The sequence below is a fragment of the Nocardia sp. NBC_00508 genome (assembly GCF_036346875.1).
Taxonomy (GTDB): Bacteria; Actinomycetota; Actinomycetes; order Mycobacteriales; family Mycobacteriaceae; genus Nocardia.
In genome coordinates this window covers 872,362-885,071 of the sequence record NZ_CP107852.1, presented here as the reverse complement: position 1 = coordinate 885,071, position 12,710 = coordinate 872,362, and the positions used below count along the sequence as shown (strand labels likewise).

Genomic DNA, 12,710 nt, shown 5'->3' with positions numbered 1-12,710 from the left:
CAGCGCCAAGAGCGCTTGATGGGGCCCCGGAACAACGACGATCAGTTGACCTGAGCCGCCCCGGCCAACTGGGCCAATGGGCTAGGCTCGGATCGTTCGAATGGAACGTGTTCTAGAAAGTGGCCTGGTCTGATGAAGACGATCTTTGCGCTGTGGGGTGTCGGTGACCTGCTGACGGCCGATCTGGCCGGGCGGCTGACCGGTGCGGCCGCGGTGCAAGCGAACGTCTCGGACGCGGCGGTCGAGAAGGCGATGCTGCGGATCACGACGTTCCACGAGCCGGTGCAGGCCGTCGTCAGCGTGTGGTGGGCGGCGGATCCGGAACCGGGCGTGGCGCAGCGGGTGCTCGCCACCGTCGCCGAGCGGGTCGCCGGTTGGCACGTCGACGAGGTGGCGCCGATTCCGCTGCCGGTCGTCGCCCCGATGGAGCGTGCGCCGGGCTTGTCCAACATCGCTTTCCTGCGTAAGCCCGAAAGCCTCTCGCCCGCCGAATGGCTGGACCGCTGGCGCACCCACCACACCGCTGTCGCGATCGAGACTCAGGCGACCTCAGGCTACGTGCAGAATCTCGTGACCGGTCCCGCCACGGACGACGCTCCCGTCATCGCGGGCATCGTGGAGGAACTGTTCCCGATCGAGGCGCTCACCGATCCGCACGCGTTCTACGGCAGCGGCGGGGACCACGCGGAGCTGGCGCGCCGCGTCAACCGGCTGATGACCAGCGTCGCGACCTTCGGTGGCGACCGCAACCTGGACGTCGTGCCCACCAGCCGGTATCGGCTGCGGTGACGGCTCAACGGCCGGGCGAACTCCCTGCCGATTCACGCAGCGCCACCCGTGCGGCGCGCACTGCGGGATGGCTGCCGGTGCCGCGTCGATAGGCCAGGTGGGTCCGTCGCCGCATCGGCAGCGGGTTGAGCGTGACGTCGGCCGGGCATTCCCGCGCACCGAATTCGGGGACCAAGGCAACACCTTGTCCCGCGGCGACCAGCGCGAGCACGGTGCCGAAGTCGTCGGCATGGTGGCGGATGCGGGGGGTGAATCCGGCCGCCTCGCAGGCGCGCACGGTCATCGTGTGGCACAGCGTGCCGGGAGTGCTTGCGATCCAGGGGCTTTCGCGGTGCGCGGTGAGCGGCTCCGTGGAGCGTGCCGCGAGATGGACGATCTCTTCGAACAGCGGGTCGCTGTGCAGGGCTGGGTCGGCGGCGACCGGAACGTAGTCGTACTCCTGCACCAGCGCGACATCCAGGGTCTCGGCGCGCAGCGCGTCGGGCGCGAGCGCCGGATCCAGTTCGGTCACCCGCAGTTCCAACCGGGGATGCGCACTGCTCAGCGCGACGAGTGCGGACGAGAGGAAGGTCCGCACCGCGGTCGGGAACGCTCCGATGCGCAGCGTTCCGGTCAGCTCGGTGCGGGCCGTGGCCAGCTCGGCGGTGGCCTGCTCGAGCACCGCGAGAATCGTCTCGGTGTGCTCGACGAGGACCAGGGCCGCCGGGGTCAGCGTCACCCGGCGGCCGGTACGCGCCAGCAGCGGCACGCCCGCCTCGCGTTCCAGCGCGGCGAGTTGCTGGGAGACGGCGGACGGCGTGTAGGCGAACGCCTCCGCGACGGCGGCGATGGTCTCGCGGTGCGCGAGTTCGCGCAGCAGGCGCAGTTTGCGGACATCGAGCATAAATTCAGCTTATGTTCTGCGATAGCAACGTGAACTGGATCTGATGCTTCGGCGCGGTCAGGCTGGTGGTATGACGCTGGCAGGTCTCTTCGTCCCTATGATCACGCCGTTCACCGCCGATGGCGCGCTGGCTGCCGACGCTCTGGAGCGACTCGCCCACGAGGTGCTGCGCGACGGTGCGACCGGGATCGTCGCGCTCGGTACCACCTGGGAACCGGCGACGCTGACGGACTCCGAACGCGCGGAAGTGACCGCCATCTGCGCGCGGGTCTGCCGGGAGCACGACGCGCCGCTGATCGTGGGCGCGGGATCGAACTCCACGGCCGGCTCGCTCGAGGCTCTCGCGCGGCTCGATGCCGACAGCACCGCCGCGCTCACCGTGGTCCCGTACTACACGCGGCCCTCCGAAGCCGGCGTGCTCGAACATTTCCGCCGACTCGCCGCCGCCAGCCCGGTGCCGCTGATCGTCTACCACATCCCGTACCGGACCGGGCTCACGCTCGGTGCGGACACGCTGCTAGAGCTTGCCGATCTGCCGAACGTGATCGGCCTCAAACACGCCGTCGGCGCCATCGACGATCCCACCATGGCGCTGATGAGCGCGCGTCCGGCCGACTTCGCGGTGCTCGCGGGCGATGACCGTTTCGCGGCACCGCTGCTCGCTCTCGGCGCATCCGGCGCGATCACGGCCTCGGCGGTCGTGCACACCGCATCCTTCGCCGCTCTGGTCGACGCCTGGCGCGCCGGCCCGGTCGAGGCGGCCCGGCTGCTGGGCCACCAGCTCGAGCCCTTGTCGGCCGCGCTGTTCGCCGAACCCAACCCGACGGTCATCAAAGCGGTGCTCGCGGCGCAGGGCCGCATTCCGGATCCGGCGGTCCGATTGCCCCTGCTACCTGCGAGCGACGGTGCGACACAGGCCGCCTTGCGAGCGATCGCGGAATTCTCGGCACCAGGAATGCCGAATCGCTGGTGCGAACCTCGTGGAGCTGCCACGCTGAACCGGTGACACAACCTCCGGATACACAGGCGGCTGGGCCCGGCCCGGCGGCCGACAAGCTGGACGCGGCGGTCTTCAAGGTCGCGGGCGTGGTCGTGCTCGGTGCGATCATGTCGATTCTCGACATCACCGTGGTCACCGTCGCGATCCCGACCTTCCAACGCGAGTTCGACACGAGCTACGCCATCGCGGCGTGGACGATGACGGGCTATACCCTCGCGCTTGCATCGGTCATTCCGTTGACCGGGTGGGCGGCGGACCGGTTCGGCACCAAGCGCCTCTACATCATGGCGCTCACCTTCTTCGTGCTCGGCTCGGTGCTGTGCAGCACGGCGTGGAACATCGAGTCGCTCATCGCGTTCCGGGTGATCCAGGGCATCGGTGGCGGCATGCTGATGCCGCTCGGCATGACGATCATGACGCACGCGGCCGGTCCGCAGCGGGTCGGCCGCGTGATGGCCGTGCTCGGCGTGCCGATGCTGCTCGGCCCGATCGGCGGCCCGATCCTGGGTGGCTGGCTGATCGAGAACTTCAGCTGGCACTGGATCTTCCTGATCAACCTGCCGATCGGCGTGGTCGCGCTGGTGCTGGCGGTCATCGTGTTCCCTGGGGACCGGCCGGAGCCGTCGGAGTCGTTCGACTTCCTCGGCATGCTGCTGGCCTCGCCGGGGCTCGCGCTGTTCCTGTTCGGTGTCTCCTCCATTCCCGAGGAGGAGACGGTCATCGCGGCGAAGGTGCTGGTTCCCGCCGCTATCGGCGTGCTGCTGATGATCGCGTTCGTGTTCCACGCGCTGCGTACCGAGCACCCGCTGATCGATCTGCACCTGTTCCGCAATCGCGCGCTGACCTACGCGGTGGTCACCATGGTGTTGTTCGCGATCGCGTTCTTCGGCGCGGGTCTGCTGCTGCCGACCTATCTGCAGCAGGTGCGCGGTGAGTCGGCGCTGCAAGCCGGGCTGCTGATCGCGCCGCAGGGCATCGGCGCGATGCTCACCATGCCGGTCGCCGGTCGCCTGGTGGACAAGATCGGCCCGGGCAAGATCGTGATCGTCGGCATCACGCTGATCACGATCGGGACGGCCTATTTCGTCCAGCTGGACGCGGACAGCTCCTACCTGCCCATGATCGCCGCCCTGTTCGTCATGGGCCTCGGCATGGGCTGCACGATGATGCCGATCATGACCGCGGCGATCCAGACCCTGACCCACCAGCAGGTGGCCCGCGGCTCGACGCTGATGAACATCGTCAACCAGACCGCCGGTTCGATCGGCACGGCGACGATGTCGGTGGTGCTGACCAATCTGCTGAACAACGAGCCGCTCGCCAAACCGGCGATCGCGGCCAATTTCGATCCCACGCTAGCGAGCCAACTTCCGCCGGGCACGGTCGAAACGGGTCTCCAGCAGGCGGCGGATGCGTTCAGCCAAACCTATGTTGTGGCCCTGGTGCTGATCGTGCTCACCTTGGTCCCGGCGTTCTTCCTGCCGCGGACCAAGCCGACGAATCCGGACGTCGCCGAGGCTGCCACCGCGGTGCACGCGTAGCTACACGTCCCGAGATCGCCTGTCTACGAGGCGGTCTCGGGACGCAACGGCAAATGAGCCGGGTGGGTGGGAGGCCCGCTGGCGCGTACCGGTCAGTGATTCCGGAGACCGTCGAGCACGATAGGCAGGCAACGCCGCCACGATGCTGAGCCGGTGGTCTCACCGAGCAGCGACAGCGCACACACCGAATTGACGACGTCCGCGTCGGTCGCGTCGGCGCGCAGTAGTGGGTAAGTTTTCGATGAATGGTTCTCACGCGTAAAGGTCGATGAAACGATCGAGGGATCGTTGGATATCCCCTTTGAGGGCGCGGGCGACGCCCGAGCCGATCGGGCCGAACAGTGGTGGGCCACCGAGTTCGATGTCGATGGTGACTTCCGAACCCGAGCCCTTCGGGCTGACGAGCAGTTGCAGGCCCAGTTTGGTGCCGCCCTTGCCCGCGCCGGTCAGTCGCAGGCGGCGTGGCGGTTCGGCGGCTCGCACGGTCCAGGTCACTCGGTTGCGCAGTCCCTTCACGGAGGCGATGCCGACCAGTTGGGTGCCGACGGTCAGTTCGGCGGGGACGTCGCCGCGCCACGCTTCGTGCATGGTCAGCCACTTGTCGAGTTCGGCGAGGTTGGAGGTGTGCGCCCAGGCCTCCGCGGGGGAGATCGGGACGTCGACCGAGACCGTCAGCTTTGCCATGGCCGCATGGTATCCGGTACCGATGGTCTGCCCTCAGGTGAGGACGGGCGCGGGTCCGGTCCCGGTGAACAGGCCCGACCGACATTCCCGCGGTCTCGTCGCGCCGAAACCGAGCGAATGCGAGCGCACGCCAACGCTTTTGTCGCTGACTCGGTGAACGTGCATTCTCCCTGGTGGCTTCCCGGTGCGGATGCGGCGTCGCCTGCGGATGCGGCGCTATCTGTTCGGCGGCTACTCGTGCGGCAGGCTCTTACGCAGGGCAAACGGTGATCGAGTTACCCGGCAGCCCAACATTATTGCGCAGCTATGTCGCGATCTGCGGCACCTATCGTCCCAGCTAGGGGAATCCCGAAAAGTGTCGGCTGGATCGGCAGAGACTTCGTTCGAATGCTGCTAATGTGCGAATGGTCGGGTTCTGGTTACCGTTCGGGCACGATCCGAGCGGTCGGCGATTCAGGTGTAATCGCCTGTCCTGCGGGCACTGTGCGGTACGCGTTCGGGTGAGCGCCGGTGTCGACGCGGGGCTCCGGTGCCCCGACGCGGACCCGACCGACCGGTCCGTCCAGGGTCGGCAGGCGAGGGAAGGCGAGCAAAGCAGGATGGCAGAGGGCCGATTCCTCGAGACCAGTCAACGACGAAAGAACTGATGAATCAAGATATCGCCGTGGTGCTTTCATGGATCCTCGCCGTCGCTGTGGTGATCGCCGTAGCGGGGGCGTTGTACGCAGTGCAGTACGCAAAAACTCAACGGGCCAGGGTCGAGGCCCTGACCAGGGAACAGCGCGCGACGGAGGACACGCTCGAGCGGTTCGCCGCCACGACGCTACCCGCGGTGGCCGACTCGGTCCGCCGGTTCGAGTCGCAGATGCCGCCGGTCGAAGTGCAGGCGGGTATGGAGAATTCGCGGCTGGCACAATGCCTGCGCTGGATCTCCGAGCGGTATGCCGACGATCTGAGCCTGATGCGCTCGGAGACCAGGGAACTGACCAACTCCGAGGCGCAGCAGGCGATCAAATCCGCCGAGGATGCCGCGCGCAACGAGGTCGGCGCCGCGTCGCGCCAGGCGACCAGCGCCGCGGTCCGCTCGTTCGGCACCTCCGTGGTCAGCCTCGGCGCCGACGTCAGCCAGGTGGTGAGCGCCGCGCTGCGCGAGCACCGCGATGACCAGGTGTACGAAACCCTCACCCGCATCGACCACACCATGCAGCAGATGATCCGTCAGGCGCAGTCCTACGTGATCGTCTGCGGTGGTCTGCCCGGCCGCCGCTGGCCCGCGCAGACGCTGACCGACGTGGTCGGCGGAGCCATCGGTCGTGTCCGCGAATACCTGCGGGTGCGGCCCAACCAGCTCGATCGCGTCGTGATCAGCCGTGCGGTGGAGCCGCTCGTGCACACGCTGGCGACCTTGCTCGACAACGCGCTGCGGTATTCGCCGCCGACCTCCTATGTGGACGTCAACTTCCAGGAGGGCCACCACGGCGTCACCGTGATCATCGATGACGCGGGCGTGCGGATGAACGCCGAGCAGATGGAGGAGGCCCGCCAGGTACTCGCGCACGAGCGTCCGGTCGACATCCACCAGCTCGGCCCGTCGCCGAAGGTCGGCTTCCCGGGTATCGCCGCGCTGGCCCGCCGCTACGGCTTCACCGTCTACATCGACGGCCCGAACGTCTACGGCGGCATGCGCGCGATGGTCTACATCCCGGAGTCGCTGCTGGTCGCCCCGCAGAACGTCCAGGAGGTCGCGCCCGTGACCGAGGCACAACCCGAGCCGGTCACGGCTCCCGCTCCGGCCGCGCCGAGCGAGCAACTCGACGAGGACGAGCAGTCGTTGGCGGTGCACGAGATCACCAGCGGCGGCTTACCCAAGCGACGCCGCAGGACGGTCGCGTTGGCCCCGGTCGGGCCGCGTACCGAACCCGGTCTCGCTCGGCCCGAGATCGCCGCAGCTTGGCAGACGGGCTCCAAAAGCGGCCGCGCCGCCGCAACCGATGACACGGAAGGGATGACATCCTGATGGCCACACCCGTGACCGACAGCAGCAACAAACTGGGCTGGCTACTCGAAGATCTCAACGTCTCCGGGGTGCGGTTCGCGGTGTTGCTGTCCGACGACGGCCTGCGGATCGCGCACTCCACGGGGATCACCCGCGACGAAGCGGAACGTTTCTCCGCCGCCGCCTCCGGCCTGCGCTCGCTCGGCAAGGCGCTCGGCGAGTTCTGCGGCGACGCCACCAACGGCGTGCGGCAGAACATGACCGAATACGACCAGGGGATGCTCCTCATCACCGCCGCGGGGGAGGGCGCGCTACTCGGCGTCGCGACCACCACCGACATCGATGTGGCCCTCATCGCGCACCGGATGAACGAGCTGGCCGGCCGAGTCGGACACGAGCTGGGCAGCCAGCCGCGCAGGCGCGTAGACGGCAGCGAAATGCCATGATCGAACGCGGCGAGCGAGTCACAGGCACTGCGCCGCTGAGCATTACGGAGCCGAGTAACCGCGAGGTGCCGTCGTGAGCGAGCGTCAGCGAGTGAACCGAGGACACAGCGCGCACTTGCGCATGACGGGAGCCGAGCGCCAGCGAGGTGGAGTCATGAGCGAGCGTCAGCGAGTGAACCGAGGACACAGCGCGCACTTGCGCATGACGGAGCCGAGCGCCAGCGAGGTGCCGTCATGAGCAAGCCACGGCGCGATCCGGACCTGGTCCGGGCTTACGTGCGCACCGGAGGGCGTACCCGTCCCACTCGCGAGCTGGACCTGGTCACTTTGGTCCTGACCGCCAAAGATCCACTACCCGGCGCGTCGCCCGATGCGCGCCGGGTCATGGCCTTGTGCAGCCGTCGCGGCGCGCTGTCGATCGCCGAGATCGCCGCGTACCTCGACCTGCCGCCGTCTGTCGTCAAGATCGTCGCGTCCGACCTCATGGACGGCGGACAGCTGGTCACCCCCACCCCGGCCGAGTCCCTGCCGGAGATCGCTCTGCTGGAGGAGGTACTCAATGGGCTCCGTGCTCTCGCCGTCTGATCGCGCCGTCGACTATGTGCCCGAGACCGTGACGCGCTCGGTGAAACTGTTGGTCGCAGGCAACTTCGGTGTCGGCAAGACCACGTTCGTGAGCAGCGTCTCGGAGATCAAGCCGCTGCGCACGGAGGAGACCATCACCGAAGCCAGTGTCGGCGTCGACGACATGGCCGGGCTGCCCGGCAAGTCGCAGACCACCGTGGCGATGGACTTCGGACGTATCACGCTCAGCCCCAAACTCGCGCTCTACCTGTTCGGCACCCCGGGCCAGCAGCGTTTCGTCCCCTTGTGGGAGGAGCTGGCCCGAGGTGCCCTCGGCGCGCTCGTGCTGGTCGACACCCGCCGCATCGAGAAGTCCGACGAGGTTCTCTCGGTGCTCGAAGAACGCGGCGTCCCGTACTCGGTGGCGGTCAACCAGTTCGAAGGCGCACAGCACTACCCGCTCGAGGAGGTGCGCGATGCCCTCGACCTGGAACCCGGCACGCCGCTGACGTCACTGGACGCGCGTGATCGAGGCACGTGCCTGCGTTCGCTGATCACGCTTGTCGAATTCTTGTTCCACCGTTTGGAGTCTCGTCTTTGACCACGCCCCAGTCCTCGTCCACGCTCACCACGCATATGTCGGCAGGTGGCTGCCCGGTCGCACACGGATCGCCGATCGACACCGATGGGCCCCGCATTCCGCTGTACTCGGAGCAATTCGCCGCCGATCCCCATGGGATCTACCGGGAGATGCGCAGACGGCACGGGTCGCTGGTTCCGATCGAACTGTCGCCCGGTGTGCCGGCCACATTGGTGATCGGGTACCAGGACGCGGTGCGGATCCTCAACGATCCCGAGCACTTTCCCGCCGACCCGCGCACCTGGCAGCAGAACATTCCCGAGGACTCGCCCGTCAAGCCCATGATGGAGTGGTACCCGAACGCGCTGCGCAACAGCGGGGCGGCCCATGCCCGCTATCGGGGTACGTACACCGCGAGCATCGACGCCGTCGACCTCCACGAGGTCCACTCGACGGTCGAGCGCATCGCCATCCCGCTGATCAACACCTTCTGCCGGGCCGGATCCGCCGACCTGGTCACGCAATACGCGTTCCCGCTCGTCTTCGAAGTGCTCAACCGGATGGTCGGCTGTTCGACGGAATTGGGGCAGCGCGTCGCGACCGGTATGGCGATGCTCTTCGACACGGTCGAAGCCGCCAAGGGTATGCAGATGCTCTCCGAGGCGCTGATGGAGCTGATCCATATGCGCCGGGCGGCGCCCGGCGACGATGTCACCTCTCGGCTGGCCCATCACCCGGCCAACCTCAACGACGAGGAAATGCTGTCCCAGCTGATCAGCCTCTACGGCGCCGGTATCGAACCGCAGCAGAATCTGATCACCAACACGCTGCTGCTGATGCTCACCGACGACCGCTTCGGCGGCGACATGCTCGGCGGCAGTCTGTCGACCCGCGACGCGCTCGACGAGGTGCTGTTCAACGACCCGCCGATGGCGAACTTCTGCATCACCTACCCGCGCCAGCCCATTCTCGTCGACAACACCTGGCTGCCCGCCCATCAGCCGGTGCTGGTCAGCCTCGCCGCCTGTAACAACGATCCGGCGATCCGCGGCGGCGACCGCACCGGCAACCGTTCGCATCTGGCGTGGGGGGTGGGACCGCATGCCTGCCCCGCGAAGTCCGTGGCGTCCGTGGTCGTGCAGGAAGCCATCGATCAGCTTCTCGATGCTCTCCCCGAAATGCGATTGGCCGTGCCCGCCGACCATGTGGTCTGGCGACCCGGGCCGTTCCATCGGGCGTTGGCGGCCTTGCCGGTCGTCTTCTCCCCGTCCCCTCCGTTGAACGTGGTGTAAGGAGAGCGTCCGATGTCGCAAGAAGCGATAGTCCTGGACATTACCGGTTCCGATATCCCAGGCGAGTCCGCGCGGCTGCGCGAGCGTGGGCCGGTGGCCCTGGTGGAATTGCCCGGCGGGGTGCCCGCGTGGTCGGTCACCGACGCCGTCGTGTTGAAGAGTCTGCTGGCCGACCCGCGCGTGTCGAAGGATCCGCGGCAGCACTGGGCGGCCTTCATGAACGGCGAGATCACCCAAGAGTGGCCGCTGCACCCCTGGGTGGCGGTGGACAACATGTTCACCGCCTACGGTTCCGATCATCGGCGGCTGCGGAAGCTGGTGGCGCCCGCGTTCACGCATCGGCGCACCATGGCGCTGCGTCCGCGCATCGAGGCGATCACCGCAAGCCTGCTCGATCAGCTGGCGGCGACCTCGCCCGGGGAGGCGGTCGACCTGCGCGAGGGCTACGCCTACCCGGTGCCGATCCAGGTCATCACGGAGCTGATGGGTGTGCCGGAGCACCTCGGCCCAGCCGTGCGCACCTGTGTCGACGGGTTCTTCGACACCTCGTTCGGGCCGGAGGAGGCCCAGGCCAACTATCTCGAAATGTACCGGCTCATCAGCGAACTCGTGGCCTACCGGCGGGAGACCCCGGGCGAGGACATCACGAGCCTGCTGATCGCCACGCGCGACGAGGACGACGGCTCGCAGCTGACCGAGAAGGAACTCGTCGACACCCTGATGCTGGTCATCAACGCCGGGCACGAGACCACGGTGAACCTGCTCGACCAGGCCATCTTCGCGCTGCTGACCCGCGCGGACCAGCGCGCCGACGTGGTCGAGGGTCGCGTCGCGTGGTCCGACGTGGTGGAGGAGGCGCTGCGTTTCGAGGCGCCGGTCGCGCACCTGCCGCTGCGGTACGCCGTCGACGACATCGAGATCGCCGGTATCCGCATTCCCAAGGGCGAGGCGATCCTCGCCTCCTACGCGGCGGCCAACCGCGATCCGAAGGTGCACGGCCCCACGGCCGACGAGTTCGACGTGCGGCGGTCCGGCAAGGATCACTTGGCTTTCGGTTACGGGGTGCATCACTGCCTGGGTGCGCCGCTGGCTCGGCTGGAAGCCGAGATCGCGCTGCCCGCCATCTTCCGGCGCTTCCCGGACATGCGCTTGGCGGCCGACCCGTCCGAGCTCGGTACCGTACTCAGTTTCGTCTCCAACGGGCACTCCGAGCTGCCGGTCTTCCTGGCGGCGGAACAGTAGCCCGGCCCGGCGTCCGATCACGCACCACGACAACGGACTTTGATCGCATGACAGTCGAGACCGGTCCCCGGGTATCCCCGGTGGATACCAGGGGTGCGGCTCTGTCCTGCGGTGCGGGCGGAGCCGCTGGATCGGCCCGCGTTCCATGTCCCTCACGAGATATGCTCTGCCCCAGGGGAATACGGCACAGAGTCGGAACCCGCCCTGCCCGCATCGACCACCCCGACGCACGTGACCGAGGCACGTGCCGTGCGCTTTTGACCATGCTCGTCGAACGTTCTGTCCCCGTTTTGGAGTCACGTTTTTGACCACGCCACAGTTCTCGCCGCACCCCTCGGCATCCGCGAACGGTTGCCCTGTCCAGCACGGTTCGCCGATCGACACCGACGGACCCCGTGTCGCCCTGTACTCGGACGAGTTCGCCGCGGACCCGCACCGCGCCTACCGGGAGATGCGCAGCCGCTACGGGCCGCTGGTTCCGGTGGAACTGGCGCCGGGCGTGCCGGCGACACTGGTGGTCGGCTATCACACGGCGCTGCGCATCCTGAACGATCCCGACCACTTTCCGGCCGATTCGCGCACCTGGCAGGCGACTGTCCCCAGTGACTGCCCGGTCCTGCCGATGCTGGAGTGGCGTCCGGCCGCGATCCGCACCACCGGCCCGGCGCACACCCGCTACCGGCAGGCCACCGTCGCGGGCGTCGAACAGATCGACATGTTCGCTCTGCACGCCACGGTCGAGCAGATCGCCGTTCCGCTGATCAACACTTTCTGCGGGGATGGTTCCGCCGACCTGATCGCTCAGTACGCGTTCCCGCTGGCCTTCGCGGTGATCAATGCCATGCTCGGCTGCCCGCAGGACATCGGGCAGCGGGCGGCGATGGGCATGGCCGCGATGTTCGAAGGTATCGAGGCCGAGCAGGGCAACGCGATGTTCGCTTCGGCCATGGCGGACCTGGTGGCGCTCAAGCGAACCCAGCCCGGCGACGACATCGTCACCGGGCTGCTGCGGCACCCGGCCGCGCTCGACGACGAAGAGATGATCCACCAGGTGCTGTGCGTGTACGGCGCCGGGATCGAACCGACGCAGAACCTGATCATCAACACCCTGCGGCTGATGCTCACCGACCAGCGATTGGCGGGCGGCATTCTGGGCGGCAGCCTCTCGACCCGCGACGCGTTGGACGAGGTGTTGTTCACCGATCCGCCGCTCTCGAACTACTGCATCACGTTCCCGCGGCAGCCGATTCTGATCGACGGTGTCTGGCTGCCTGCACACCAGCCCGTGGTCGTCAGCATGGCCGCCTGCAACAACGACCCCGAGATCAGCACGGGTGTCCACACCGACAACCGAGCGCACCTCGCCTGGAGTGTCGGTCCGCACGCGTGCCCGGCCCGGTCGGTGGCCTACATGATCGCCCAGGACGCCATCGACCAGTTGCTCGATGCCCTGCCCGAAATACGGCTGGCGGTCCCCGCCGAGCATCTGGTCTGGCGGCCGGGTCCGTTCCACCGGGCTCTGTCCGCGCTACCGGTCGCCTTCCCACCCTCTCCTCCACTGAACGTCTTTTCGGACCCTCGAGGACAGTCGGCACCGTAGCCTCGATCAGCTCAGGAGGGGGCCGCCGCTTACCGATTCAGAAGGGAGACCACCGCTTAGGGGGCCGTGTACACCGAGGTACGCGCCGATCGA

At 67.7% G+C, this 12,710-nt stretch carries 12 protein-coding genes; 10 read left to right on the top strand and 2 right to left on the bottom strand.

The annotated features are described in order from the left end of the window. Nucleotides 1-132: 132 nt before the first annotated feature. Nucleotides 133-789: a hypothetical protein gene (locus tag OHA40_RS03790; protein WP_330231684.1), complete on the top strand. Its 657-nt coding sequence runs from the start codon at nt 133-135 to the stop codon at nt 787-789. Nucleotides 790-793: 4 nt separating this feature from the next. On the opposite strand, the gene OHA40_RS03785 is transcribed toward OHA40_RS03790, so the two are convergent. After that, the gene (locus tag OHA40_RS03785; RefSeq protein ID WP_330231683.1) at nt 794-1,672 is read right to left on the bottom strand and encodes a LysR family transcriptional regulator; all 879 of its coding nucleotides are present in this window, start codon (nt 1,670-1,672) and stop codon (nt 794-796) included. Nucleotides 1,673-1,742: 70 nt separating this feature from the next. Here OHA40_RS03785 and dapA point away from each other — a divergent pair, with 70 nt between their 5' ends. Beyond that, nucleotides 1,743-2,678, top strand: coding sequence for a 4-hydroxy-tetrahydrodipicolinate synthase (gene dapA / locus OHA40_RS03780; RefSeq protein ID WP_330231682.1), 936 nt, complete (start codon nt 1,743-1,745; stop codon nt 2,676-2,678). Beyond that, entirely contained in the window at nt 2,675-4,213 is a 1,539-nt protein-coding gene (locus OHA40_RS03775) for a DHA2 family efflux MFS transporter permease subunit (RefSeq protein ID WP_330231681.1), read from the top strand. Before dapA ends, OHA40_RS03775 begins: the two co-directional genes overlap by 4 nt. 252 nt (nt 4,214-4,465) lie before the next feature. Here OHA40_RS03775 and OHA40_RS03770 read toward each other — a convergent pair whose 3' ends face one another. Beyond that, nucleotides 4,466-4,897: a type II toxin-antitoxin system Rv0910 family toxin gene (locus OHA40_RS03770; RefSeq protein ID WP_330231680.1), complete on the bottom strand. Its 432-nt coding sequence runs from the start codon at nt 4,895-4,897 to the stop codon at nt 4,466-4,468. 646 nt (nt 4,898-5,543) lie between these two features. Here OHA40_RS03770 and OHA40_RS03765 point away from each other — a divergent pair. The 7 genes from OHA40_RS03765 to OHA40_RS03735 all read left to right on the top strand — a co-directional run bounded on the left by OHA40_RS03765 (nt 5,544) and on the right by OHA40_RS03735 (nt 12,617). After that, nucleotides 5,544-6,914, top strand: coding sequence for an ATP-binding protein (locus tag OHA40_RS03765; RefSeq protein ID WP_330231679.1), 1,371 nt, complete (start codon nt 5,544-5,546; stop codon nt 6,912-6,914). After that, nucleotides 6,914-7,339: a roadblock/LC7 domain-containing protein gene (locus OHA40_RS03760; RefSeq protein WP_330231678.1), complete on the top strand. Its 426-nt coding sequence runs from the start codon at nt 6,914-6,916 to the stop codon at nt 7,337-7,339. The genes OHA40_RS03765 and OHA40_RS03760 overlap by 1 nt, the downstream gene beginning before the upstream one ends. A gap of 234 nt (nt 7,340-7,573) precedes the next feature. Continuing rightward, nucleotides 7,574-7,924 carry a DUF742 domain-containing protein gene (locus OHA40_RS03755; RefSeq protein WP_330231677.1) on the top strand — a complete coding sequence of 117 codons (351 nt, stop codon included), beginning with the start codon at nt 7,574-7,576 and terminating at the stop codon, nt 7,922-7,924. Next, complete coding sequence (locus OHA40_RS03750) at nt 7,899-8,504, top strand: GTP-binding protein (protein ID WP_330231676.1); 606 nt, start codon at nt 7,899-7,901, stop codon at nt 8,502-8,504. Before OHA40_RS03755 ends, OHA40_RS03750 begins: the two co-directional genes overlap by 26 nt. A gap of 35 nt (nt 8,505-8,539) precedes the next feature. Next, the gene (locus OHA40_RS03745; protein WP_330234028.1) at nt 8,540-9,775 is read left to right on the top strand and encodes a cytochrome P450; all 1,236 of its coding nucleotides are present in this window, start codon (nt 8,540-8,542) and stop codon (nt 9,773-9,775) included. Nucleotides 9,776-9,787: 12 nt separating this feature from the next. Next, nucleotides 9,788-11,017, top strand: a complete 1,230-nt coding sequence (locus tag OHA40_RS03740; protein ID WP_330231675.1) for a cytochrome P450 family protein — start codon at nt 9,788-9,790, stop codon at nt 11,015-11,017. Nucleotides 11,018-11,321: 304 nt separating this feature from the next. After that, the gene (locus OHA40_RS03735) at nt 11,322-12,617 is read left to right on the top strand and encodes a cytochrome P450 (RefSeq protein ID WP_330231674.1); all 1,296 of its coding nucleotides are present in this window, start codon (nt 11,322-11,324) and stop codon (nt 12,615-12,617) included. The last annotated feature ends 93 nt before the right edge of the window (nt 12,618-12,710 follow it).

Excerpts from the sequence above, each read along its gene's own strand:
- OHA40_RS03790 (WP_330231684.1), top strand. The coding sequence starts at position 133 with ATGAAGACGATCTTTGCGCTGTGGGGTGTCGGTGACCTGCTGACGGCC.
- OHA40_RS03785 (WP_330231683.1), bottom strand. The coding sequence starts at position 1,672 with ATGCTCGATGTCCGCAAACTGCGCCTGCTGCGCGAACTCGCGCACCGC.
- dapA (WP_330231682.1), top strand. The coding sequence starts at position 1,743 with ATGACGCTGGCAGGTCTCTTCGTCCCTATGATCACGCCGTTCACCGCC.
- OHA40_RS03770 (WP_330231680.1), bottom strand. The coding sequence starts at position 4,897 with ATGGCAAAGCTGACGGTCTCGGTCGACGTCCCGATCTCCCCCGCGGAG.
- OHA40_RS03765 (WP_330231679.1), top strand. The coding sequence starts at position 5,544 with ATGAATCAAGATATCGCCGTGGTGCTTTCATGGATCCTCGCCGTCGCT.
- OHA40_RS03760 (WP_330231678.1), top strand. The coding sequence starts at position 6,914 with ATGGCCACACCCGTGACCGACAGCAGCAACAAACTGGGCTGGCTACTC.
- OHA40_RS03755 (WP_330231677.1), top strand. The coding sequence starts at position 7,574 with ATGAGCAAGCCACGGCGCGATCCGGACCTGGTCCGGGCTTACGTGCGC.
- OHA40_RS03750 (WP_330231676.1), top strand. The coding sequence starts at position 7,899 with ATGGGCTCCGTGCTCTCGCCGTCTGATCGCGCCGTCGACTATGTGCCC.
- OHA40_RS03745 (WP_330234028.1), top strand. The coding sequence starts at position 8,540 with ATGTCGGCAGGTGGCTGCCCGGTCGCACACGGATCGCCGATCGACACC.
- OHA40_RS03740 (WP_330231675.1), top strand. The coding sequence starts at position 9,788 with ATGTCGCAAGAAGCGATAGTCCTGGACATTACCGGTTCCGATATCCCA.